Source organism: Subtercola endophyticus, assembly GCF_021044565.1.
GTDB lineage: Bacteria > Actinomycetota > Actinomycetes > Actinomycetales > Microbacteriaceae > Subtercola > Subtercola endophyticus.
Window position 1 is genome coordinate 530,044 of the sequence record NZ_CP087997.1, and the last position, 23,013, is coordinate 553,056.

Annotated in this window: 17 protein-coding genes; 6 read left to right on the forward strand and 11 right to left on the reverse strand. The window is 67.1% G+C overall.

The genetic code is table 11. The annotated features are described in order from the left end of the window. Positions 1–10 precede the first annotated feature (10 nt). On the forward strand, positions 11–817 hold the full coding sequence (locus tag LQ955_RS02750) for an SOS response-associated peptidase (protein WP_255713675.1): 807 nt from the start codon (positions 11–13) through the stop codon (positions 815–817). Positions 818–981: 164 nt separating this feature from the next. Here LQ955_RS02750 and LQ955_RS02755 read toward each other — a convergent pair whose 3' ends face one another. The 5 genes from LQ955_RS02755 to LQ955_RS02775 form a co-directional block, all read right to left on the reverse strand. Then, a complete protein-coding gene (locus LQ955_RS02755) occupies positions 982–1,437 on the reverse strand; it encodes a MarR family winged helix-turn-helix transcriptional regulator (protein WP_231026711.1) in 456 nt (151 codons plus the stop codon). Further along, on the reverse strand, positions 1,430–2,233 hold the full coding sequence (locus LQ955_RS02760; protein ID WP_231026712.1) for a response regulator transcription factor: 804 nt from the start codon (positions 2,231–2,233) through the stop codon (positions 1,430–1,432). The genes LQ955_RS02755 and LQ955_RS02760 overlap by 8 nt, the downstream gene beginning before the upstream one ends. Next, positions 2,230–3,504 carry a sensor histidine kinase gene (locus LQ955_RS02765; protein ID WP_231026713.1) on the reverse strand — a complete coding sequence of 425 codons (1,275 nt, stop codon included), beginning with the start codon at positions 3,502–3,504 and terminating at the stop codon, positions 2,230–2,232. Before LQ955_RS02765 ends, LQ955_RS02760 begins: the two co-directional genes overlap by 4 nt. An 85-nt stretch (positions 3,505–3,589) precedes the next feature. Beyond that, entirely contained in the window at positions 3,590–4,108 is a 519-nt protein-coding gene (locus LQ955_RS02770; RefSeq protein ID WP_231026714.1) for a hypothetical protein, read from the reverse strand. 57 nt (positions 4,109–4,165) lie between these two features. Further along, positions 4,166–4,840, reverse strand: a complete 675-nt coding sequence (locus tag LQ955_RS02775; RefSeq protein ID WP_231026715.1) for a Pr6Pr family membrane protein — start codon at positions 4,838–4,840, stop codon at positions 4,166–4,168. A 77-nt stretch (positions 4,841–4,917) separates the two neighbouring features. On the opposite strand from LQ955_RS02775, the gene LQ955_RS02780 reads away from it, so the two are divergent. Next, positions 4,918–6,687 carry a pyruvate dehydrogenase gene (locus LQ955_RS02780; protein ID WP_231026716.1) on the forward strand — a complete coding sequence of 590 codons (1,770 nt, stop codon included), beginning with the start codon at positions 4,918–4,920 and terminating at the stop codon, positions 6,685–6,687. A gap of 6 nt (positions 6,688–6,693) precedes the next feature. On the opposite strand, the gene LQ955_RS02785 is transcribed toward LQ955_RS02780, so the two are convergent. Next, positions 6,694–7,170, reverse strand: a complete 477-nt coding sequence (locus tag LQ955_RS02785; protein ID WP_231026717.1) for a hypothetical protein — start codon at positions 7,168–7,170, stop codon at positions 6,694–6,696. Positions 7,171–7,316: 146 nt separating this feature from the next. Here LQ955_RS02785 and LQ955_RS02790 point away from each other — a divergent pair, with 146 nt between their 5' ends. Then, a complete protein-coding gene (locus LQ955_RS02790; RefSeq protein WP_231026718.1) occupies positions 7,317–8,312 on the forward strand; it encodes an aldo/keto reductase in 996 nt (331 codons plus the stop codon). A 73-nt stretch (positions 8,313–8,385) separates the two neighbouring features. Here the strand turns inward: LQ955_RS02790 and LQ955_RS02795 are convergent, their stop codons facing one another. The 3 genes from LQ955_RS02795 to hrpA form a co-directional block, all read right to left on the reverse strand. After that, a complete protein-coding gene (locus LQ955_RS02795) occupies positions 8,386–9,210 on the reverse strand; it encodes an aldo/keto reductase (RefSeq protein WP_231026719.1) in 825 nt (274 codons plus the stop codon). Positions 9,211–9,325: 115 nt separating this feature from the next. After that, positions 9,326–10,531 (reverse strand): MFS transporter, encoded by a 1,206-nt coding sequence (locus tag LQ955_RS02800; protein ID WP_231026720.1) that lies wholly within the window; start codon positions 10,529–10,531, stop codon positions 9,326–9,328. Between the two features lie 61 nt (positions 10,532–10,592). Continuing rightward, complete coding sequence (gene hrpA / locus LQ955_RS02805; protein WP_231026721.1) at positions 10,593–14,591, reverse strand: ATP-dependent RNA helicase HrpA; 3,999 nt, start codon at positions 14,589–14,591, stop codon at positions 10,593–10,595. A gap of 27 nt (positions 14,592–14,618) precedes the next feature. Here hrpA and LQ955_RS02810 point away from each other — a divergent pair, with 27 nt between their 5' ends. Continuing rightward, the gene (locus LQ955_RS02810) at positions 14,619–16,376 is read left to right on the forward strand and encodes a thioredoxin domain-containing protein (RefSeq protein ID WP_231026722.1); all 1,758 of its coding nucleotides are present in this window, start codon (positions 14,619–14,621) and stop codon (positions 16,374–16,376) included. Here LQ955_RS02810 and LQ955_RS02815 read toward each other — a convergent pair. Further along, positions 16,307–17,254, reverse strand: coding sequence for a sulfurtransferase (locus LQ955_RS02815; protein WP_231026723.1), 948 nt, complete (start codon positions 17,252–17,254; stop codon positions 16,307–16,309). The genes LQ955_RS02810 and LQ955_RS02815 overlap by 70 nt on opposite strands. Positions 17,255–17,436: 182 nt before the next feature. Here LQ955_RS02815 and LQ955_RS02820 point away from each other — a divergent pair, with 182 nt between their 5' ends. Further along, positions 17,437–18,579 (forward strand): ATP-binding cassette domain-containing protein, encoded by a 1,143-nt coding sequence (locus LQ955_RS02820; RefSeq protein WP_231026724.1) that lies wholly within the window; start codon positions 17,437–17,439, stop codon positions 18,577–18,579. Continuing rightward, positions 18,576–19,403 carry an ABC transporter permease gene (locus LQ955_RS02825; protein ID WP_231026725.1) on the forward strand — a complete coding sequence of 276 codons (828 nt, stop codon included), beginning with the start codon at positions 18,576–18,578 and terminating at the stop codon, positions 19,401–19,403. Before LQ955_RS02820 ends, LQ955_RS02825 begins: the two co-directional genes overlap by 4 nt. 4 nt (positions 19,404–19,407) lie before the next feature. Here the strand turns inward: LQ955_RS02825 and LQ955_RS02830 are convergent, their stop codons facing one another. Continuing rightward, positions 19,408–22,920 (reverse strand): AfsR/SARP family transcriptional regulator, encoded by a 3,513-nt coding sequence (locus tag LQ955_RS02830; RefSeq protein WP_231026726.1) that lies wholly within the window; start codon positions 22,918–22,920, stop codon positions 19,408–19,410. Positions 22,921–23,013 lie beyond the last annotated feature (93 nt).

The following is a 23,013-nucleotide window of genomic DNA, read 5'->3' on the forward strand; positions in this document are numbered from 1 at the left end:
GAGGTGCGACATGTGCGGCAGGTTCGCCATGAACAAAGAGACCGACGACCTGATCCTCGAGTTCATTGCGCGCGGGGGCGACCCGCAGGAGTGGAGGCCGAGCTACAGCGTCTCGCCGACCGATGAGGCCCCGATCATCCGGCAGCGGGCGCCGAAGGCGGATGCGGGGTCTGCCGAGGCGGCGTCTGCCGAGACGGGGTCTGCTGGGGCGGCTGCGGGCGAGACGCGGGAGATCGAGCTCGCGCAGTGGGGGCTGAAGCCGGCTTGGGCCAAGCCGAAGGGGCCGGCGCCGATCAACGCGCGGCTCGAGACCGTGGCGACGAACGGAATGTTCCGCAGCGCTTTTGCTTCACATCGGTGCATCGTTCCGATGATCGGGTATTACGAATGGCAGCAGCAGGACGATGGTAAGCAGCCATACTTCATCCACGGCGATGCCGACGTGCTGGCTGCCGCAGGGCTCTACAGTGCGCGCAAAGACGACGCCGGCGAGTGGAAGGTGACGTTCACCATCGTCACGCGTGAGGCGGCCGATGCGTCGGGGGCGATCCACGAGCGCATGCCGGTGTTTCTCACTCCCGATCTCTGGGCGCCGTGGCTCGACCCCACGAAGATCACGAACGCCGACCCCGTGCTGACCGCGCTCGACCGCAGTTCTCTGGCCGTCGCGAAGTCGATCACGACCTATCCGGTGGCGCGAACCGTGAACAACTCGCGCACGCTCGACCCCTTCGACGCCCACCTCATCGAGCCGATCGAGCTCGACGACGACCTGGCCGGGGTGGATGTTCGTACGGGCGAGTTTCTCGACGGCTGACGCCGTGCCGCTCCACCCGTGCCGCATCATCCACTTGGCGAAAAAGCCCCCAAAATCGCTCGGGAAGGTGCTTTTTCGCAAAGTCGGAGGCTAGGCGGAGGGGGGCGCGCGGGAGGGGGGCGCGGGCGAAGGGGGGCGCGCGGGAGAGGGCTCAGGCAAGCAGGCTAGGCGCTGACGGCGCTCACGGCGGCGGCCTCGAGGGCGGGCAGGGCCGCGAGGATGAGGGCGAGCTGCTCGTCGGGCTGCTCGGCGAGCATGGTGCGCACGCGCTCGCGCCGCGCCGAGCCGGCCGCAGCGAGCGCGGTCAGTCCGGGCTCGCTCACCCGTAACAAGAACGACCGGCCGTCGAGCGGATCGGCGTCGCGCTCGACGAGGCCACGGTGCTCGAGATCGGCGACGATTCGGGTCATGGTAGGCGCCGCGACGTGCTCGAGCCGGGCCAGGTCGCTCGGCCGGATGGGCCCGGCAGCACGCACGCTCGAGAGCGCTGAGAGCAGCCCGTGACTCAGCTCGTCGCCCACCGGGCGGATGCGCCGGCTCAGCCGGCTCACGACCAGCGTCAATCGTTCGGCGACTTCGTCTCGGCTCAACGCTGCTCCACGCACTTCTGCTTCAGGCATTTTTCGACCCTACACTGCCGTCGACACCGTCACTGGCACCGGGTGCCGCGAGTGCGAGGGCGATCGCTTGAGCGCGGTCACGCACGTGCAACTTGGCGAACAGAGCGTTGATGTGCGTTTTCACCGTGGCCACACTCACGAACAGGCGCGCGGCGATCTCCGCGTTGTTGAGCCCGGTCGCCATCAGCTCGAGTACTTCACGTTCGCGGTGGGTGAGCTGCGGAAACCGGATGCCCGGGGCCGCCGAATTCGCAGCAGCAGCGGTGGCATCGGCACTAGTGGCTTCGGTGGTGGCATCGGCAGTGGCGGCAGTGGCCGTAGTGGCGGTATCGGCCGCGGGGGCATCAGCCGAGGCGGCGTCAGTGGTGGTGGTGAAACTGCCGATCAGGCGCGCCGCCACCTCCGGCGCGAGAGTGGTCTGCCCGTTGGCGACCGACCGGATGGCCGCCGCGACCTCTGCTCGGGAGGCGTCTTTCGTGAGATACCCGCGGGCGCCCTTCTGCAGTGCCCCTGAGATCGATGCGTCGTCAGCGAAGGTGGTGAGCACAAGAATCGCAGTGTGCGGGTGGTCGCGCACGATCTCGGCGGTGGCTGCCGTGCCGTCGAGCACGGGCATCCGCAGGTCCATCAGCACCACATCGGGGTGCTGCTCGGCGACGAGCCGCACGGCTTCGGCGCCATCGGCTGCCGAGCCCACGATCTCGATGTCGGGCAGCAGCGAGAGCACGGTCACGAGCCCGTCGCGAATGATCGCCTGGTCATCGGCGACAAGCACTCGAATGCGCGGTTCGGTCATGACAGAAGCATGGCAGTTGCCGTGACCACGAACGTGCCGTCTTCTGCCTCGACGCTGAGTGTGGCGCCGGGCAGTGTGGCAAAGCGCTCACGCATGCCGGCGATGCCCCGCGACCCGCCGGAGCTGCCGACGACGACCCGCGGGGCGGCAAGCGGATTGGCGACTCGAAGCAGCACGGCCGAAGGCGCCACCTCGACCTGCACGTCGACCGCGGCGCCGGCGGCGTGTTTGCGGGCGTTGGTCAGCGCCTCTTGCAGTGTCCGTCGCAGGGCGTGAGCCGCCTCACCCGAGAGCAGGCCGTCGTCCGCTGCGGGTTCGGTGCTGTGCACGGTCAGCGTCACGACAGAGCCCAGGGCACGATCGGCGCTCACCAGCTCGTCGAAGCTGGTGAGCAGTGCCGCCGGCGAAACGGAAGACGATGCGTCTGGCTCCCGCAGGGCATCCACCGCCCGTCGAGCCTCGGCGAGCCCCGACGCGGCGAGGCGTCGCGCGTCGTGAATACGATCGGCGGCCGCGTCGGTCTGGCCCGCCTCGAGGAGGGCATCGACGGCGTCGAGCTGAATTACGAGCCCGCCCAGGCTGTGCGCCAGCACGTCGTGAATCTCGCGGGCGATGCCCTGCCGATCTGAAAGGGCCGTGAGGGCGGCCTGCTTCTCGACAGCGACGAGGTGTTCTTCGCGAAGGTGTTCGGCCTGCAGTTCGGCCAGCCGGAACTGCCGCCGACTCAGCCCGCCGAGGGCCGAGATGACGATGCCACCCTCGATAGCGAGCAGGCCACCGGGCGAGAGGTCTGCGGAGAGGCCGGCACCCGACGAAGTCACAACCGCGCCCACCGCAACGAGGGCTGCCGACACGACGCCGAGCAGAAGGCCCCACCAGAGCGGCCACTGAACGGTGCCGATGGTGCGGATGAGCGCAGCAACCGTCAGTGCGATGCCGAGGCCGAGGGTGGGGCCGGCGATGAAGGCTCCGCAGAGAGCGGCGACGGTGAGAGTGACCAGGATGACGCGGGGCAGCGCACCAGCCGGCGCGCCGGGCAGAGCAGGGGGAAGTTCGAGGTGACGCGAGGGAGCACCGCTGACGACGCCCCTCGTGAGAGCTATCGAGGCCATCAGAGAAACGAGCCAGGCGACGAGACCGACCGTGCCGATGGCGACCAGGGCGGGTGCAATGACGGGGGCGAAAGATGCGAAGAGGGCATAGCCGACCAGGGCGACGCCGGCCAGGTTGAGCGCCAGGCTCAGCCAGCCGGTTCGCGGTGCAGAGTTCACCACCCCATTCTCGCCCGGTCGGCGCAGAGATGGCGGCGGGCATCCGTTCTCAGGCGCACGCCGTGGTTCAGGTGCTCGCTGTGGTTCACGCGGTGACGTGGCTCAGGCGGCCGATGCGCGCCGAGAACACGGCCGAACGAGCGGCGCGGTTGGCAGCCAGCAGAATCAGGATGACCGCGGTCGACGAAGCGATCTGCGATCCCATGGCGCCGGCGCCCGCATCGATGCCGATGCGCAGGGCGATGAAGCCGACCCACAGGGCGAACCCCCACCATCCGGTGCGGCTCTCGAGCGTCGCGGTGCTGTCGTCGCGGGCTGCGGCGCGGCCTTCGGCGGTGATCGGCCGGAACTTCGCCATGACCCCCATCGCTGCGCCGACTCCGAGCGAAACCACGATCTCGAAGACCAGAACTGCGACATCGAAGGTGCTGAGGTGAGCCAAGTTCGTCGAGTTCGCGAGGGTGACGACGCCGATTCCGCCGAGGATGACCGGTCCGCGCCACATGCGGGCGATTTCGACCGGGCGCCAGTTGACCTGACGCAGGCCCATGTAGCCGACCAGAACGATGATGACGAGCGCGTTGACGATGATCTGAATGTTCATGTCTTCATGCTCGTCGGGCGGCGCGCCGAGCGGCTCGGCCCACGGGTGGAGATGGGGTCAGGTGCGGGTGGAGATCGATCGTCGCGAGACCCAGATCACACCCACCCCGATCGCGCAGATGACCAGCGCGATGAGCAGCACGTAGAACGCCACCGAGAAGTACCCGTTCGCCGAGAGGGTCGGGTTGAGAAACGGATAGGGGTACCACGGCTTGCCCGTCGTGCCATCGATGGCCAGCGGCCCGCGGATGAGCGTGTAGATCACCCAGGCGATGGGAAACGACACGATGGCCCACAGCCTGCGGTAGTTCAGCGGGATGCGCCCCGGCGCGAACAGCCAGTCGAGCAGTAGGTAGATCGGGCCGACCACGTGCAGAATCTCGTTCGACCACTCGAGCGTCTGGCCCTGGGGCAGGGCGATGCCGCGCAGCAGCAGGTTGTAGACGATGCCCGTGGTCACCATGTACGTGACGACGCAGGCGCGAACGGTGGTGAACAGCAGCGGATCGGGCCCGCTGCGCCGGATGGCCAGCCCCGCACCGACGAGCAGAACCACGACGCTGGCCGCGTTGGAGTCGACCGTGAAGAAGCTGAAGAAGTTCGTGATGTAAAAACCCGCGTCGAACCCGGTTGTGCCTTGCAAGAAGCTCAGCGAATGCGCCAGCTGGGCCACGATGGCCACCGTGATCGCCGCCGCGACCACGACACGCAGAATCACGAAGAGGAGTCGCATGGGTCACAGCATATGGTGTGCGCGCAAGGGCCGAGCCGAGTCGGGCGTTTCGCGGCAGCGGCGTGTTGAATGGAGCCATGGCAGACACCGTTGCAGACCAACTCATCGCCCAGCTCGTCGACGCGGGCGTGCGGCGCATCTACGGAATCGTGGGTGACAGCCTCAACCCGGTGGTCGACGCCGTGCGCCGCACCGGTGGCGCGGCGAAGGGCGGCATCGACTGGATTCACGTGCGCAACGAAGAGGCAGCGGCGTTCGCCGCCGGAGCCGAGGCACAGCTCACCGGCCGACTCGCGGTCTGCGCCGGCAGCTGCGGGCCGGGCAACCTGCATCTCATCAACGGTCTCTTCGATGCGCATCGCTCGGGGGCGCCGGTGCTGGCGATCGCCAGCCATATTCCGTCAGAACAGATCGGAAGCGAATACTTTCAAGAGACGCACCCTGACCGCCTGTTCGTCGAATGCTCGAACTATCGTGAGCTCATTTCCACGCCGGCGCAGAGTCCGCGCGTCGTGAACTCGGCGCTGCGGCATGCGGTGGCGCTGCGTGGGGTCGCTGTGGTCAGCCTTCCGGGTGACATCGCACAGTTGCCGGCCGAGGGTTCTGCGCCCGCTTTTGTGCTGCCCGGGCATCCGGTGCTCGTGCCTGCGGAGACGGATGTTCGGGCCCTCGCCGACGCGATCAACGCCGCCAAGACCATTGCGATCTTCGCGGGGGCCGGAGTCGAAGGCGCGCACGACGAGGTTGTTGCGTTCGCCGACCTGCTCGCCGCTCCCGTGGGGCACACGCTGCGGGGCAAGGAGTGGATTCAGTACGACAACCCGTTCGACGTGGGAATGACGGGGCTGCTCGGTTACGGAGCCGCGCACGCGGGCATCCATGACGCCGACCTGCTCATTCTGCTCGGCACCGACTTTCCGTACACCCAGTTCTTGCCCGAAGGCGGTACCGGTCGCGGTGAGGTCGTCATCGCCCAAGTGGATGCCCGGGCCGAGCATCTGGGCAGGCGGGCCTCTGTGCAGGTTCCGGTGCACGGAGATGTTCTTGCGACGATCGCCGCTGTGACGCCGCTCGTCTCGCGCACGGCGGACCGCGGATTTCTCGACAAGACCCTCAAGCGGCACCAGAAGCTGCTCGGCAGCGTGGTCGGCGCGTACGCGAAGAACGTCGAGAAGAAGACGCCGATCCACCCCGAGTACGTCGCATCCATACTCGACGACGTCGCTGCAGACGACACGATCTTCACCGCCGATACCGGCATGTGCAATGTGTGGACGGCCCGTTACATCAACCCGAACGGGCGGCGGCGCATCATCGGCTCGTACCTGCACGGTTCGATGGCGAACGCGCTGCCGCAGGCTCTCGGCGCGCAGATCAGCCATCCGGGCCGGCAGGTCGTCTCGGTCTCGGGCGACGGCGGCCTGTCGATGCTTCTCGGCGAGCTCGTGACCGTGGCCGCATACAAGCTGCCCGTGAAGATCGTGGTCTTCAACAACTCGACACTCGGGCTGGTGAAGGTGGAGATGCTGGTCGACGGGTACCCCGACTTCGGCGTCAATGTGCCGATGGTGGACTACGCCGCGCTGGCGAACGCGCTCGGCATCTACGGCCAGAGAGTCGAAAAGCCCACCGACGTTCGGGAGGCTTTTGAGAGGGCGTTCGCCCATGACGGGCCGGCGCTGGTCGATGTGGTGACCGATCCGCTGGCGTTGTCGCTGCCGCCGACGATCACGGCCGGCCAGGTGAAGGGATTCAGCCTCGCGGTGTCGAAGATCGTGATGAACGGGGGAGTGGGAGAGGCTGTGCAGCTGGCCAAGACCAACCTGCGCAACATCCCCCACCCGTAAGACGGGTTAGGCCGCTTTGGCGAAACCGCTGTCGGTGCTGGTGGTGCTGCGCACGGCGCTGGTGCCGGACTGGGGGCCGCCGAGGGTCGGGCGAGCCGGGGCGCTGCGTGCGACCAGTTCTCCGTCGGCGATGGTGGTGTCGTGCGGCACGTGCATGCCGTCGGTGATCACGGCGCGGTCGCCGATGCGGGTGTGGCTGCCGATCTTCGCGCCGCGGCCGATGCGGGCGTCTTGCCCGACGTGCACGCCTGCGCCGATGAACACTCCGGCGCCCACGACGGCGCCCCGGTCGATCCAGCTGCCGGCGCCCACCCAGGCGCCCTGGCCGAGCTGCGCCTCGGGTTCGACGTACGCCGACGATTCGACGAAAGCGGTGGGGTGCACGACCGAGGTCGCGGAGATGAATCCGCGCCCGTTCGAGTGGTGCTTGTACCGGGCGAATTCGCCGTATTCGTTTTCGATCTCTACATAGATTTTGCTCAACTGCGTCTCCTTGCTGTTGTGCGGAGCCTTATCGAGTATTCGGAGCCCGCAGGCAGATCTGCGTGCTCTTGTACCCTTGCTACACACAACAACGCAAGGGCCTGGTCGATTCCCTACAGCAGCATCTGCGTAGCTAGGCTGAGCGAATGCACTCTCGCGAACTCGGCAGAACCCACAGAACCGTCTCGAGCATCGGCCTCGGCACCTGGCAACTCGGCGCCGATTGGGGTGACGTGCAAGAAGCGGATGCCCTGGCGGTACTCGATGCGTCGGTCGAGGCCGGCGTCACCTTCTTCGACACGGCCGACGTCTACGGCGACGGCCGCAGCGAGCAACTGATCGGGCGGTATCTCTCGGAGAACCCCGGGCACGGCATCACCGTTGCCACCAAGATGGGGCGCCGCCAGGAGCAGGTGCCCGAGAACTACGTGCTCGACAACTTTCGCGCCTGGACGAACCGGTCACGCACCAACCTGGGCGTCGAGACGCTCGACCTCGTTCAGCTGCACTGCCCGCCGAGCCAGGTGTTCGAGAGCGATGAGGTCTACGACGCGCTCGAGACACTCGTCTCTGAGGAGGTCGTTTCGAACTACGGATTCAGCGTGGAGACCGCCGATCAGGCGCTCGCCGCCATCGCTCGGCCGGGCACGGCGACCATCCAGATCATTCTGAACGCCTTCCGGCTCAAGCCGCTGGATGCTGTGCTCCCCGCCGCGCGCGACGCTGGTGTCGGCATCATTGCTCGCGTGCCGCTCGCGTCGGGGCTCTTGACCGGAAAGTACACGGAGCAGACCACGTTCGCGGCTTCGGATCACCGCACGTACAACCGCGACGGCAGTGCGTTCGACGTGGGGGAGACGTTCTCGGGCGTCGACTTCGAGACCGGCGTCGCTGCGGCGCGGGAATTCGCCGCACTCGTCGCCTCGGTCGGGCCTGAGGGCGTGACACCCGCGACCGCCGCCCTGGCGTGGGTGGCGCAGCTGCCGGGTGTGAGCACGGTTATTCCTGGTGCGCGCAACCCGGGGCAAGCCGAGGCGAACGCTGCCGCCGGGTCGGTGCCTTCGTTGGGTGCCGCCTTCGACGAGGGCGTGCGACGGATTTACGACGAGTACTTTCGGCAGAGCATACACTCGCGCTGGTAGCGCTGGGGCGAGGGGCTGGCATCCGGTCGGCGCTCGCCGGGCATCCACTCGCGCTGGTGGCACGAGTAGCGCGTCAGCCCTCGAAGTCGGGATCGCGGCCGGTGCGCTCGCCCGTCTCCAGGGTGGCGATGAGTGCCATGTCGTCGGTGTCGAGCGCGAAGTCGAACACGTCGATGTTCTCGGCGATGCGTGAGGGCGTGATCGACTTCGGAATCACCACGTTGCCGAGCTCGAGGTGCCAGCGGATCACGATCTGAGCGGGGGACTTGCCGTACTTCGCGGCGAGTTCGTCGAGCACCGGGTTGCCCAGCACGCGCCCGCGGGCGAGTGGCGACCAGGCCTCGGTCTGGATTCCGTGCGCAGCGTTGTAGGCGCGCACCTCGGCCTGGGGCAGCCACGGGTGCAGCTCGATCTGGTTGATGGCCGGAACGATGCTCGTTTCGTGGGCCAGGCGCTCGAGGTGGTGCGGGTGAAAGTTCGACACGCCGATCGAGCGGGCCAGCCCGTCGGCCTGGATCTTCTCGAGCGCACGCCAGGTTTCGACGTACTTGTTCTGCGTGGGGGCGGGCCAGTGGATGAGGTACAGGTCGACGTACTCGAGGCCGAGGCGCTCAAGGCTCTCGTCGAAAGAGGCGCGCGTCTCGTCATAACCGTGGCGGTCTTGGTAGACCTTCGTCGTGACGAAGAGTTCTGCGCGCGGCACGCTCGTGCGGGCGACCGCCTGGCCCACACCCACCTCGTTGTCGTAGAGCGTGGCAGTGTCGACGTGCCGGTAGCCGAGGTCGAACGCGGCTGTCGCGGCGGCGGCGGCCTCAGCATCGGTGGCCTTGTACACACCGAGCCCCAGTTGAGGGATGGTGTGGCCGTCGTTGAGGGTGAGGTTCGGCGCGAAGATCATGTCTCCATTATCCCGGGCCGGTGCGTGGCAAAAACGTAGGAGGATTCGGCACGGTGCCGCCCTATAGGGCTTACCGCCGCGAAATCTCCTACGTTTTCGCGTCGCCCGCTGCAGGTCAGGTGACCGTCATCACGGGCTCGGTGTCGGCGAGGGGGCTGGCGTCTTTTCCGCGCAGGTCGGGGTGCCAGCGATGGCCGAGCACGGGCACCACGAAGCCCACCGCAGCGAGCGACGCGGCGACGTAGAAGGCTCCCGACGGCCCCACGGAGTCGATCATGAACCCCGCGAGGGCCGACCCCACGGCCGCTCCGATGAGCTGACCGGTGCCGACCCAGCCGTACGCCTCAGCCGTGTCGCTGAATCGCACGCTCGACGAGACGATCGAGAACATCACCGCGAGAGCCGGAGCGATGCCGACACCCGCGAGAAACAGGAACACGCCGAGCCACCAGACGTTCAGCGAGATCGCCGAGATTCCGATTCCGACGAAGACGATCAGCATGCGCTGCGCCAGCGCCCACGATCCGATGGGCAGATGCCCCAGAGCGAGTCCGCCCACCAGCGAGCCCACCGCGAAGACCGCGAGCACGATGCCGGCCTCGGCTCCGCCGTTGCCGAACGTCGAAACCACGCCGGCCTCGACCGAAGCACAGGTGGCGACGAGCAAAAAACCGACGATCGTCGCAAGCAGCACCGGCGGCTTCTTGAGCACCGCACCCAGCCGGCGTCGGCTGCGCGGAATACGTACCCGGCCGAGCTCGGGGCTCGTCAAGAACCAGCCGCCGCCGACGACTAAGAAGATGACGGCGAGCAGAATACCCTGCACGGTGCCGATCTGCGTCGCGGTGAACGTCGTGATGACCGGTCCGACCACCCAGATGATCTCTTGTGCCGAGGCGTCGAGTGAGAACAGCGGCGTGAGCTGCTTCGAGTTCACCATCTTGGGGTAGATCGTGCGCACCGCGGGCTGAATGGGCGGCATCGTGAGCCCGGCGATGAACGCCACGGCCATGGTCATCGGGATGCTCATCGGCACCAGCGCGATGGTGGAGATCGCGATGGCGCACACCACGATGGTCGAGCTGATCACCTGCCGCATGCCCCAGCGGCCCATCAGCCGACTCGTCAGCGGGCCCGCGATAGCCTGGCCGATCGAGAGCGCAGCAAGCACGAGTCCGGCGGAGCCGTAGGAGTCGTGCACCCGCTCGATATGCAGCAGAAACGCCAGCGAAAGCATGCCGAACGGAAAGCGCGCTAGCAATTGGGCAGCCATAATGCGCCCGACACCGCGGGTTTTCAGAAGACTCGAGTAGCTGTTCACAACCTCACTAGTGTACCGGGTAGACGGTGCGGTTCTTCCCCTCCGCCCGACCCTGACGGCGTCAGGACGCGAGGGCCTTCTGGATGCGCTGCAGGGAGACGGGGCCGTCGGTGCCCAGAGACTGGGCGAAGAGGCTGATGCGGAGTTCTTCGAGCATCCAGCGCACCCGCAGCAGCGGCGGGCTCACGAGGGCGAGCGCGTTCGCGGGCAGGGGGAGCGGGCCACCCGCTGCCTCGTAACGTGCTGTGGCATTCTGTACCTCCGTCATCCAGGCCCGGTCTCGTGCCGGGGCGTCAGGCAACTTTTGCAGGCGCTGCTCGATGCCTGTCAAGTACCGTGGATAACTTTCGAGCTGGGCCGTTCCTGTGGAGGAAACGAATCCGGGGTAGATGAGCGCCTCGAGCTGCCCGCGCGCGTCGCTGAGCGCAGACAGCAGCGAGACGCTTGTGGCGGCCTTCAGGGCGCGTTCGGCATCCCGAGCCTTCGTCAGGCTGGCTGCGACGAGGGCGACCGTCGCGTACATCTGGTTCATGAGTCCTGCCGAGAGGCGGTCGCGCACGGTCTCGAATTCGGCCTGGGTGAAGAGCAGGCCGTCGGGATGCGACTCGCGGATGACCGCATCGGCGCAGGCGCGCAGGCAGTCGTCGAAGAGCGCCTGGATGCTCGGGTACGGACTCGTGGCGAGAATCAGCTTCTCGTTCTGAGTGAGGTGCTCGCGCACGTACGACACCGGCGACGGCACCGCGAGCAGCAGCAGGGCTCGAACGCCGACCTGTGTCAGCCGGTCGGCCTCCTCGCGGGTGCTCATCAATCGGATCGAGACGGAGCCGGAGTTATCCACAATCGCCGGATACGCGCGAATTACACTGCCTGGCATTTTCGTGTCGATGTGGCGCGGCAGTTCCGTAAAGTCCCAGGCAGTGATTCCGCTTCGCTCGACGTGGCTGGCGGTGGCACTGGATGCACGGGCGACGCTCTCACGGGCGACGGATCGGTAACGCGACTGCAGTTCGGCCAGGTCTTTCGAGGCCGCGATGGTTTTACCCCGTTCATCCACGACCCGGAAAGAAACAGAAAGGTGTGAGGGAATGCGAGATCTGTCGAAGTCGGCGGCGGTCACAGGAGTGAATCCGAGGCGCGACATGGTGTGGGCGAGGTCTGCGAGAAAGGAGTCGCCGCCAGGGTCGCCGGCCGGCGACTGCTCGAGGGGCAGCGCGGCGAGCAGTTTGACCGCCCAGTCGGTGGCCGGCACGAAGTTCTTACGAATGTTCTTCGGCAGCGAGCGGATGAGCGCGGTGACGAGTTCCTCGCGGAATCCGGGCACCTGCGACTCGAATGCCTGCGGCTGCAGTCGCGGGAGAAGCGCCAGCGGCACGGTCACGCTCACGCCGTCGTCTTCGGTTCCCGGCTCGAACCGGTAGTTCAGCGCCAGTTTCTGGTCGCCCTGCTGCCACGAGGTCGGAAACTTCGTCTCGTCGATCTCGGGTGCGCCTTCGGGCACCAGAGATTCCACCGTCATCGTCAACAGATCGGGAGTGTCATGCCGAGCCATTTTCCACCACCCGTCAAAACTGCGGGCAGTGTTCACATCACGCGGAACACGGGCGTCGTAGAACTCGAACACGGCCTCATCGTCGAGCAACAGGTCGCGGCGGCGGCTGCGTTCTTCTATCTCCGCGAGCTCACTTCGAAAACGTCGATTCGCTCGGTCGAATGCGTGCTGCGACTCCCATTCGCCGTCGACGAGTGCGTGCCGAATGAACAGTTCGCGCGCATACGACGGGTCGATGCGCGCGAACTGCACGCGGCGCTTCGGCACGATCGGCACGCCGTAGAGCGTCACCCGTTCGAATGCGACGACGGCGCCCTGCTTCTTCTCCCAGTGCGGTTCAGAGAACGTGCGCTTGCAGAGGTCTCCGGCCAGGCCCTCGGCCCACGCCGGGTCGATGGCCGCGTTCATACGAGCGAACAACCGGCTCGTCTCCACGAGTTCGGCGCTCATCACCGCGTTGGGCTGTTTCTTCGCCAGCGCAGAGCCGGGAAAGATGCTGAAGCGGGTCTGGCGGGCTCCGGCGTAGTCTTTCTTCGCCAGGTCTTTCAGACCGATGTGCGACAGCAGCCCCGAGAGAATCGACCGGTGGATTCCGTCGGGGTTGACCGAGGGTTCGCCGATGGTCAGATCGAGCGGCCGGGCCAGCTGGCGCAACTGCCGGTACACGTCTTGCCACTCGCGTACGCGAAGGTAGTTGAGGTGCTCGGCCTTGCACAGCCGCCGAAACGCGCTCGACGACAGCTCGGCCTGCTTGGTCTCGAGGTAGTTCCAGAGGTTGAGCAGCGACAGAAAGTCGCTCGTCTGGTCGGTGAAACGCGCGTGCAGCTCATCGGCGCGCTGACGCTTCTCCAACGGGCGTTCGCGCGGGTCTTGCACGGTGAGCCCGGCCACGATGATCATCACCTCGCGGCTCGTCGAGTGCTTTTTCGACTCGACGACCATGCGCCCGAATCGCGGCTCGATGGGAATGCGCGAGAGGTCGCGGCCGACCCGTGTGAGCGTCGGGGTGTCATCCGACGGCGTGGCGGCATCTCGCCCGGCGCGACCTCGCGCGTTTCCACCGGCGAGATTCACCGCACCGAGTTCGCTCAGCAGGTCGAGACCGTCTTTGATGCCACGCGAGTCGGGCGGCTGCAAGAACGGGAACGAGGCGATGTCTCCGAGTCCCAGCGAGATCATCTGCAGAATCACGGCGGCGAGGTTGGTGCGCAGAATCTCGGGCTCGGTGAACTTCGGCCGCGCGAGGTAATCGGCCTCGGAATACAGGCGGATGCAGATGCCGTCACTGGTGCGACCGCTGCGGCCCGCGCGCTGGTTCGCCGAGGCCTGCGAGATGGCCTCGATCGGAAGGCGCTGCACCTTGGAGCGCACGCTGTATCGGCTGATGCGGGCGGTGCCGGTATCGATGACGTATTTGATTCCGGGCACCGTCAGGCTCGTCTCGGCGACGTTGGTCGCCAGAACGATGCGCCGGCGGATTCCCGGGGCCGACGACTTCTGAAACACCTTGTGCTGGTCGGCCGCCGACAGCCGTCCGTAGAGCGGAAGCACTTCGGTAGCAGCCCCGAGCGCGCCACCACCAGAGTTGAGTCGGCCCCGAATCGCTTCTTCGGCATCGCGAATCTCGTTCTCGCCCGAGAAGAACACCAGAACGTCTCCGTCGCCCTCGCGTGCGAGCTCGTCGAGGGCGTCGTTCACGGCGTCGAGCGGATCGCGGTTCGCGGTCGAGTTTTCGCTCGCGCGGCCGGGGCCCGGGCCGGGGCCGGAGCCGGGGGCGGCGCTGCGCCGACCGAGGCCAAAACTCGAGTCACCTCCGGCGCGAGACCGTGGGGCAGGCGCGTCGTCGACATCGTCGAGCGCGAAGTCATCGTCAGCACCGTCATCGTCGGCACCGGCAGCCCAGCCGGCGTCAGCGTCGGCCACCAACGGCCGGTACCTGACCTCGACCGGGTACGTGCGCCCCGACACCTCGATGATGGGTGCCCCGCCGAAGTGGCGCGAGAAACTCTCGGGGTCGATGGTGGCAGAGGTGACGATCACCTTGAGATCGGGGCGTTGCGGCAGCAGCTGACGAAGGTAGCCGAGCAGAAAGTCGATGGTGAGGCTGCGCTCGTGCGCCTCGTCGATGATGATCGTGTCGTACTTCTTGAGCAGACGGTCGCGGTGAATCTCGTTGAGCAGAATGCCGTCGGTCATCAGCTTGATGCGGGTGTCGGCACCGACCTTGTCGGTGAACCGAACCTGGTACCCGACGAGTTCGCCGACGCTCTGCCCGAGCTCTTCGGCGATACGTTCGGCTATGGTGCGCGCCGCGATGCGCCGGGGCTGCGTATGCCCGATGCTCGTTCTGCCGAGTTCGAGGCAGATCTTCGGCAGCTGCGTGGTCTTGCCCGAGCCGGTCTCGCCTGCGACGATGACCACCTGGTTCGCCGCGATCGTGCGCGCGATTTCATCGCGCAGCTGACTGACGGGCAGTTCTGGCGGAAAGTAGATCGAGGCAGGAATCATCAGCCCTTCAGTGTAATGCTGGTGAGTATGGTCAACAGGCTTGCCGGCGTTATCAGTCCGTATCTGCGTTCGCACGCCGACAATCCCGTCGACTGGTTCGCCTGGGGTGAAGCGGCGTTCGCCGAGGCGAAACGCCGCGACGTGCCGGTGCTGGTGTCCATCGGCTACTCCACGTGCCATTGGTGCCACGTGATGGCGCGCGAGAGCTTCAGCGACCCGGTGCTCGCCGCCCAGCTCAACGACGGATTCGTGGCGATCAAGGTCGACCGTGAAGAGCACCCTGAGGTCGACGCGTTCTACCTTGCGGCGGCGGGTGCGTTCACGCAGAACCTGGGCTGGCCCCTCAACGTGTTCACGACACCGGATGCCCGCCCGTTCTTCGGCGGAACGTACTCTCCACCGATCGCGGTGCAGGGCAACCCCTCGTTCACGCAGGTGCTTGGCGCTGTGACAGACGCCTGGGCCACTCGCCGCGCCGACGTCGAAGACACGGCCGAGCAGCTGACAGCGGCGCTCGCGGCCGCGGGTGAGATCGTGCGAGGTGGAGGGGCTGAGGCCGGCAGTGCCGCGCCCAGTGAAGCCCGCGTCTTACCGGTGTTGCCGGCGGTGCCGACCGCCGACCAGTTCGCGAAGGTCACGAGCGAGCTCGAGGCCTACGAAGACACCGTGCACGGCGGCTTCGGCGGGGCCCCGAAGTTTCCGGTGGCGCCCGTGCTCTCGTTTCTGCTGCGGGCGGATGCCCCGCTGGCGTTGCGCACCCTGAAGGCCATGGCAGCCTCCGACCTGAGAGACCCCGTCGAGGGCGGCTTCTTTCGGTACGCTACCCGCGCCGACTGGAGCGACCCGCACTATGAGCGCATGCTCTACGACAACGCGCTGCTGCTCGACGCGTACACGACAGCAGCCGAGCTTCTCGACCCCGACGACAGCTCTTGGGCAACAGCCGCCGCGGCCGGAATCGCCGAGTACCTCATCACCGTGCTTCAGGTCGATGCCGGGGGGTTCGCGTCGGCACAGGACTCCGAGAGCGTGGTGGCCGGCCAGCAGTCGGAGGGCGGTTATTACGCCCTCGACGCCGAGCAGCGCTCCGCCGAGGTTCCCCCGAAACTCGACCAGAAGATTCTGACCGGCTGGAACGGACTCGCCATCGGCGCGCTCGTCCACGCCGCGGTCGCTTTCGGCAACGAACGATGGATGCTCGCCGCGCGCTCGGCGGCAGACTACCTGCGCGAGCATCACCTGCGTGCCGACGGTACCGTCATTCGAGCCTCACTCGGCGGTCGCACGTCGGATGCCCGTGCGACCCTCGAAGACTACGGAATGCTCGCACTCGGCCTGGGCCGGCTGGCAGCCGCGACGGGCGACGACGGCTTCCGTCGTGTCGCCCACCAGCTCGTCGACGCGTGCATTCACGCCAATGGCTCGACGGCAACCTCGGCTCCGTCGGGTCGCGCGCGGCCGTCGGCGCCCGGTGCGGTGTTCACGGTGCCCGGCGGGGGAGACCCCGTGCTGGCAGCGCACGGCCTGCTGGCTGAGGGTGACGTGTCTGAAGGCGCCTATCCGTCGGGGCTCAGCGCCATGGCGACCGCCGCGTTCGAACTCTTTCTGGCGACCGGTGAGAGCGTCTACGTCACGGCGTCACGAGCCGCGGTCGTGCCGATTGCCGCTCAAGCGCTGGCTCGACCGATCGGTTTCGGCGCGACCCTCGAACTGCTCTATCGACTGGCGGCCGAAACCACCGGCGCCGACTCATCGGCGACCCACTCGTTGAGCGAGCCGTCGTAGACGGCGACGTTCGTCTCGCCGAGCAGAACGAGGGCAAGCGCGTCGGCCGCCGCCGCGATTCCCGCGCCGCAGTACAGCACGATGCGACGGCCGGAAGGCTGCGCCAGGTCGACGGCGGCATCCGTACCCTCGCCGAGCACCGCAGCGAAGGCCTCCCGAAGCGCGTCACCCTTCAACAGCACGTGCGAGGCACGGTCGGCCAGGCGACCGGCGGTTACGTTCACGCTGCCCGGAATGTGTCCGAGTCGGCTGCGGGGGCCGGCGGTTCCCGCGAATTCCGCCGCGGGCAGCGCGCAGACCAGCCGAGCATCCGTTCGCCCGTCGACAACAGACTCGACATACGGCTTGTCGACCCAGAGTTCGGGGCGCTCGCCGGCGGCGAAGGGTTCGTCAGAGAGTTCGGGCTCGATGTATCCGGTCTCCACGGGTCGCTCGTCGAGATTCCACTTGGTGAGCCCGCCGTCGAGCACCGCGACCCGGTCGTAGCCGAAGGCCCGGAACAACCACCAGAGACGTGCGGCCCACTGCCCCAGCGCGTTGTCGTAGATCACGACGGTCGACGAATTCGTGATACCGAGCGCGGTCGCCGCCGCCTCGAACTGTGCGGCGGAGGGTCGTGCGAATCCGTAGGGCTTGTCGGTGTCAGAAAACGCTTCGAGCAGGTCGGCGAACAGGGCGCCCGGAATGTGGCCGTCGATGAGATAGGCGTCGAGTCCGCTCAACCAGGTGGGCGAACCGTCGAATGCGGCGACAGAGAGAACCGTCGCGTCGAGCACAATCAATCCGTCGGAACCGAGGTGGTCGCAGAGCCACTGTGTCGAGACGAGGGGAGAAGCGAGAACCGGCGAGGCCGAGGTCGTGAGCGATGAAGTAGTCACGCGTCAACGGTAGCCGCGTGACGCCTCGCGGGCCTGTGTATTGCACTATAAAGTCACGATTCCGTAACAGAGGCTTCACACTTGCCAGGCGTGAGCGCCATGTAAGCGGTCTGTGAGCGCCGCGTGAGCGGGCCGAGCGAGAGTTATGTCATCAGTTCGTGACCTACTGAAAGGGCTCACACATGACAACACTTCTTTCCGGGGGCGCGGCTTCCGGCGGCGTGGCTTCCGCAGGCTTGGCACCCGCAAACCACGCCGACTCGAACTCCGAATGGGCGGTCGAGGCCAACGGCCTCGTCAAACTGTTCGGCGCCAACCGTGCCGTCGACGGCGTCGATCTGCGCGTCAAGACCGGCACCGTGTACGGGGTTCTCGGGCCGAACGGCGCCGGCAAGACCACGACCATCCGCATGCTCGCGACCCTGCTCAAACTCGACGGCGGCGAGGCCACTATCTTCGGTCACGACGTTCGGCGCGAGCCGCAGATCGTGCGTCAGCTGATCGGCGTGACCGGCCAGTATGCATCGGTCGACGAGAACCTCTCGGCCACTGAGAACCTCGTGCTCTTCTCCCGGCTGCTCGGGCTGAGCCGCAAGCAGTCGCGGGCCAAGTCGGCCGAGTTGCTCGAGCAGTTCGGCCTCACCGAGGCCGCCAAGCGCCCGCTCAAGCAGTTCTCCGGTGGCATGCGCCGCCGGCTCGACCTCGCGGCCAGCCTCATTGCGCAGCCTCCGCTGATCTTTCTCGACGAGCCGACCACGGGGCTCGATCCGCGCACGCGGGCTCAGATGTGGGAGACCATTCGTGAGCTCGTGTCGACTGGCTCGACCGTGCTGCTCACTACGCAGTACCTCGACGAGGCCGACCAGCTCGCCGACCGCATCGCGGTCATCGACCGCGGAACCGTCGTGGCCGAAGGCACCACCGACGACCTCAAATCGTCGATCGGCTCGTCGTCGCTGCAGGTTCGCGTAGCCGACCCGAAAGAGGTGGTGGATGCCCGCGAGATCATCGAGCGTGTGCTCGGTGCAACGGCCGTCGTCTCGCCGGAGGGCTCGCGGATCACGGCCCCCATGGAAAAAGTCTCGGCGGTCACCGACCTGCTCCTGGTGCTGCGCGAGCGCGGCATCGAGCTGAGCGAACTCTCGGTGCAGAAACCAACCCTCGACGAGGTGTTCCTTTCGCTCACCGGTCACTCGGTCAGCGACGAAGAAGCCGAAGACGCGGCAGCCGCGGCCGCAGCCGCAGCCGCGACCGACGGCACCGGCACCGGCCCCGATTCATCCACCTCCGAAACTCCTACCCCGAAAGCACAGGTCAACGCATGAGCTCCCTCACCCTGCGCCCGACGATCACGCCCGGCGCTCAGCGCGAACTCAAGAACCACGTCACGTTCAGCCAGAGCGTGTCGAACGCCCTCTCGATGGCCGGTCGCGGCCTGATCAAGGTTCGCCGAACCCCGGAACAGCTGTTCGATGTCACCCTGCAGCCGATCATCTTCACCGTGATGTTCACCTACATCTTCGGTGGCGCCATCTCGGGCAGCGTGCAGAACTATCTGCCGCTGATCATTCCCGGAATCCTGGTGCAGACGGTCATCACGACCTCGGTCGTCACCGGCGTTCAGCTTCGAGAAGACATGGACAAGGGCGTTTTCGACCGCTTCAAATCCCTGCCGATCGCTCGCATAGCGCCGCTCGCAGGCGCGCTGCTCGCCGACACGCTGCGCTACGCCATCGCGACGACCATCACGTTCATCACGGGATTCATCATGGGCTACCGCCCGGCCGGTGGCATCTGGGGCGTGCTGGGCGCGGCCCTTCTGGTGATCGCCTGCTCATGGGCCATCAGCTGGATCTGGGCGTTCTTCGGCATGATCGGCCGCAGTGCATCCAGTGTTCAGGGCATCTCGATGATGATTCTGTTCCCGCTCACGTTCTTGTCGAACGCCTTCGTGCCGGCCAACACCATGCCGAGCTGGCTCGAGTGGTTCGTGAACATCAACCCGGTGTCGTACTTGGTCACCGCCGTGCGCGACCTCACGAACAACGGCGCTATCGGCTACGACGCGCTCTGGGCACTCGTCGGTGCGATCGCCGTGGTTGTCGTGTTCGCTCCGCTCACCGTGCGGGCGTACATGCGCAAGGCCTAAAGGGTTACCAACGTAAAGCGCGGCTCTCCTTCAGCAGTTCGAAGGCCAGGGCCGCGCTTTGTCGTGGGTCGAGGTCGGCGACTCCGGCCCGCGCGGCTGCCACTCTCTCGGGCCCGCAGAGAGCGGATGCCCGGGCGAAATGCTGATCGCGATAGATCGCCGGGGAGTCCTGCCTCGACCCCAGCTTCTCGGCCAGGGCCAGCAGCGGCAGAGCCTCGTCGGCGTGGCGGGTCAGCAGCCGTGCAGACAGCCCGACCAGCGCGCAGCCGAGCACCGGCAGATCGAGATACTGCGGTCTGATGCGATGAGTCGCCAGAATGCGAGACCGGATGCGGCGCATCAGGCCGTCGGCGAACACCAGCTCATCGGGGTCGTCGATACCGTCGAGCGTGATGGCGCAGAGGTAGACGCTGCTCAGCATGAGGTACCACGGCGAGCTGCGCTCGCGGGGAGAGGCGAAAAAGTCGAGCGCGCGGTGAAAGTTGGCCAGCGCCGAGGGGGTGTCGCCGTTCATCCGATCGATTTCGGCCTGACCCGACCATCCGATCGACACCGTGTCTCGAGAGAACATGTCAGGCGAGACCGTGCCCTCGGGCGAGTTCGAGCGTTCGGTGAGCACGCGCAGAGCGTCGCTGGCGTCGTCGCTTTCGCCGACCATCAGACGGTTCATGGCGATGAGCCATTCGAGTTGCTGCAGGTCGTCGTCGGCGTTCAACTCGACGAGCCCCGTGCGCGAGAGGGAGGCCCAGTGCAGCGCCTCGTTCGGATGCCCGGACTGGCTGTGCAGCTGGGCGAGCATCGAGGCCATCATCGCTTGCGTCCACACATCTTCGGCGATAAGCGCCTGCTCGTACCCACGCGCTCCGTACTCGAGCGCGTCGCGAATGTCGCCCGAATTCTCGGCATATTGCGTACTAGTGAGCCACGCATACGACGACGTCATCGGGTCACGCGACTCGCGGGCGTCGCGCATCAACGACTGCAGGGCAGGCTCACTGCCCGCGTTCATCACAAACCGCGCGGCTATGCGCATGCGCTCGTTGGTCACTTCATCGATGCGGGTGAGGCGCTGCAGCCGAGCACGAGCCGTAGCGCCGGTGCGCAGGTCGCTGAACAGGCCCACCGCGCCTACCATCGCCAGGCAGCGAACCGAGGCCTCCACCGCGTCGACGATGTGCCGATCATCCACGGGCCGCGCCGGGTCGACCGCCTCGGGATCGTAGGCGCGGGTGGCCTCGAGAAAGGGGCGACCGAAGCCCATGACCTCCCAGTGCGCGCCCCGCATGGTCCAGTAGGCGCAGAGAACCGAGAAAGCGAATGTGGCCGTCTCGCCGTCGTGCAGGTCGAGGGCGCGGCGCAGAATGTCGACGAGATTGTCTTGTTCTTCGGTGACGAGTTTGAACGCCGTGATCTGCGTGGCGCCGTCGAGCAGCGGGGTCGTCGCGCGGGCGAACGAACAGGCCCAGCGAGCCATGCCCACCGTCACGGCCGTGTCTTCGCCGGCGTCGACAAGAGCCATCTGGCCGAACTCGCGAACCGTCTCGAGCATGCGGTACCGCATCGCACCCGTCAACTCGCTCTCGGTGACGGCGACGAGCGACTGGTTGACGAGGGCATCGAGCAGGTCGGCGATGGGCGGGTCGGCGGCGGTCAGGTCGGTATTGGATTCGCCGCTTGCCCGTGCGTCTCTCGTGCTCCCTGCCGGCTCGAGAGCGCCACCGACCCATTCCGCGGCGGCCTCGCTGAAGCCGTCGGGAAACAGCGAGAGGCGCCGCAGGAGCTGCCGCTCGGCGTCGCCCAACAGATTCCAGCTCCAGTCGATGACCGCCAGCAGCGTCTGATGCCGTTCGGGTGCCGTGCGGTCGCCGCCCGTCAGCAGCGCGAACCTATTCGTCAGCCGCCGCTCGATCTCGTCGACGGTCATCGACCGCACGCGGGCCGCCGCCAGTTCGATGGCCAGAGGCATCCCGTCGAGGCGATCGCAGAGGCGCTCGACGGTCTCGAGCCGCAACACTACGGATGGTCGTGCCGCACGGGCGCGTTCGTAGAAGAGCTGCACGGCGGGGCCGACCGGCTGCGAGGCGTCGAAATCGCCGACCGTCGATCCGACCGTGCTGCCCGAGCCGCTCAGCAGCGGGCCGAGGCTGTACACGCGTTCCGCCGCGACCTGCAGCGGCGAGCGGCTGGTGGCGAGCATCCGGAGCGTCGACACCTGCTCGAGCGTGTGCGCCGCCCAGACCGCCACGGATTCCACGATGTGCTCGCAGTTGTCGAGAACGAGCAGGGTCGGCCGTTCGGCGAGCCGACCACGAATGCGTGTGTCGAGATCGTCGCGCACCGGCGTCTCGACGAGGCGCGTGGCCGCTTGCGCTTCGCGGATTCCGCTGGCCTGGGCAACGGCCAGAAGCAGGTCGTCGGGGCTCCGAACGCTCGCGAGTTCGACGAAGATGACCGAGCTGGAGCCGCGCGCCTCGTCGCCCGCCAGCGCCTGGGAGAGCCGCGTTTTTCCGAGGCCGCCGGCGCCCAGAATGGTCACCAGGCGAGCCGTCTTGAGCATCTCGTTCACCGCCTCGACGTCGTCGTCGCGGCCGATGAGCTCGTTCGGTGCGGCCTTCACGCCGAGGCGCAGGGGTTTTGCCGCCGGAGCCTCGACCGGCCTCCTCGGCGCGACGGTTGGCGTGGCGCCGACGGCCGGCCCGGCCGTATTCGCACCGCGTGCGCCGGGTGCGACGCCCGAGTCGCTCTCGCGCAGCAGCGCCGCATGCGCCGCCAACACTTCAGCGCTGGGGGTTGCGCCGAGTTCGTCGCGCAGCCGGCGGCGATGTGCCTCGAAGGCCGTCAGCGCCTCGCCCGGGCGACCGGTCGCAGCGAGCGTGGTGATGAGGCGCAGCACGAGCCGATCGTCGAACGGATGCTCGAGCAGCAGCGAACGCAGCACACCGATCGCTCGTTCGTACTCGCCGGCCGACGAGAGCAGGTCGGCGTACAGTCGATCGAGCGCCTCGCGCGCGGCCTCCGATCGTGTACCGAGTTCGCTTCGCAATTCGCTGTCGCCGAGATCGGGCCCCGCTTCGCCGCGCCAGAGATCGAGGGTCGAGCGAATCGCCCGGGTCGAGATTCCGGGGGCCGCACTGGAGAGAAACCGCTCGGCTCTCACCAGGTCGATCTGATCGGGCCGACAGGTCAGCCGATACCCCGAGGCCGAGGTCTCGATGAGGCCGTCGGCACACGCGGCGCGCAACCTCGACACCAGCGTCTGCAGAGCTTGCCGAGCCCCGGCGGGCGGATGATCTTGCCAGAGTTCGTCGACAAGAGTGGCCGTGGCAACGGTGCGCCCTCCGGCGAGGGCGAGCACCGCGATGAAGCGCTTCGCGAGCATCCCAGCGGGTTCGACCAGAACGCCTGCACGGGAGAGCACCTCGACGGGCCCCAGCACCGCGACGCTGAGCTCGGAAGCCGCCTCGGCAGCGGGCGAGCCCCGGCCGACGGTCGGCCCTAGGTCGGCTTCAGACGTCACCAGTCGATGTTAGCGCCGGGGGCTGACGACGGGCCGCGAAGCCGCTCGCGTTATCCCGCGGCCAGTCGTCTCAACGCTCGGCCGAACCGACGA

What these genes read in the sequence shown, in the direction of transcription:
- hrpA (WP_231026721.1), bottom strand. Translation starts at nt 14,591, where the DNA reads ATGATTCCTGCCTCGATCTACTTTCCGCCAGAACTGCCCGTCAGTCAG.
- LQ955_RS02755 (WP_231026711.1), bottom strand. Translation starts at nt 1,437, where the DNA reads ATGCCTGAAGCAGAAGTGCGTGGAGCAGCGTTGAGCCGAGACGAAGTC.
- LQ955_RS02770 (WP_231026714.1), bottom strand. Translation starts at nt 4,108, where the DNA reads ATGAACATTCAGATCATCGTCAACGCGCTCGTCATCATCGTTCTGGTC.
- LQ955_RS02790 (WP_231026718.1), top strand. Translation starts at nt 7,317, where the DNA reads ATGCACTCTCGCGAACTCGGCAGAACCCACAGAACCGTCTCGAGCATC.
- LQ955_RS02750 (WP_255713675.1), top strand. Translation starts at nt 11, where the DNA reads ATGTGCGGCAGGTTCGCCATGAACAAAGAGACCGACGACCTGATCCTC.
- LQ955_RS02810 (WP_231026722.1), top strand. Translation starts at nt 14,619, where the DNA reads ATGGTCAACAGGCTTGCCGGCGTTATCAGTCCGTATCTGCGTTCGCAC.
- LQ955_RS02820 (WP_231026724.1), top strand. Translation starts at nt 17,437, where the DNA reads ATGACAACACTTCTTTCCGGGGGCGCGGCTTCCGGCGGCGTGGCTTCC.
- LQ955_RS02760 (WP_231026712.1), bottom strand. Translation starts at nt 2,233, where the DNA reads ATGACCGAACCGCGCATTCGAGTGCTTGTCGCCGATGACCAGGCGATC.
- LQ955_RS02825 (WP_231026725.1), top strand. Translation starts at nt 18,576, where the DNA reads ATGAGCTCCCTCACCCTGCGCCCGACGATCACGCCCGGCGCTCAGCGC.
- LQ955_RS02775 (WP_231026715.1), bottom strand. Translation starts at nt 4,840, where the DNA reads ATGCGACTCCTCTTCGTGATTCTGCGTGTCGTGGTCGCGGCGGCGATC.
- LQ955_RS02795 (WP_231026719.1), bottom strand. Translation starts at nt 9,210, where the DNA reads ATGATCTTCGCGCCGAACCTCACCCTCAACGACGGCCACACCATCCCT.
- LQ955_RS02780 (WP_231026716.1), top strand. Translation starts at nt 4,918, where the DNA reads ATGGCAGACACCGTTGCAGACCAACTCATCGCCCAGCTCGTCGACGCG.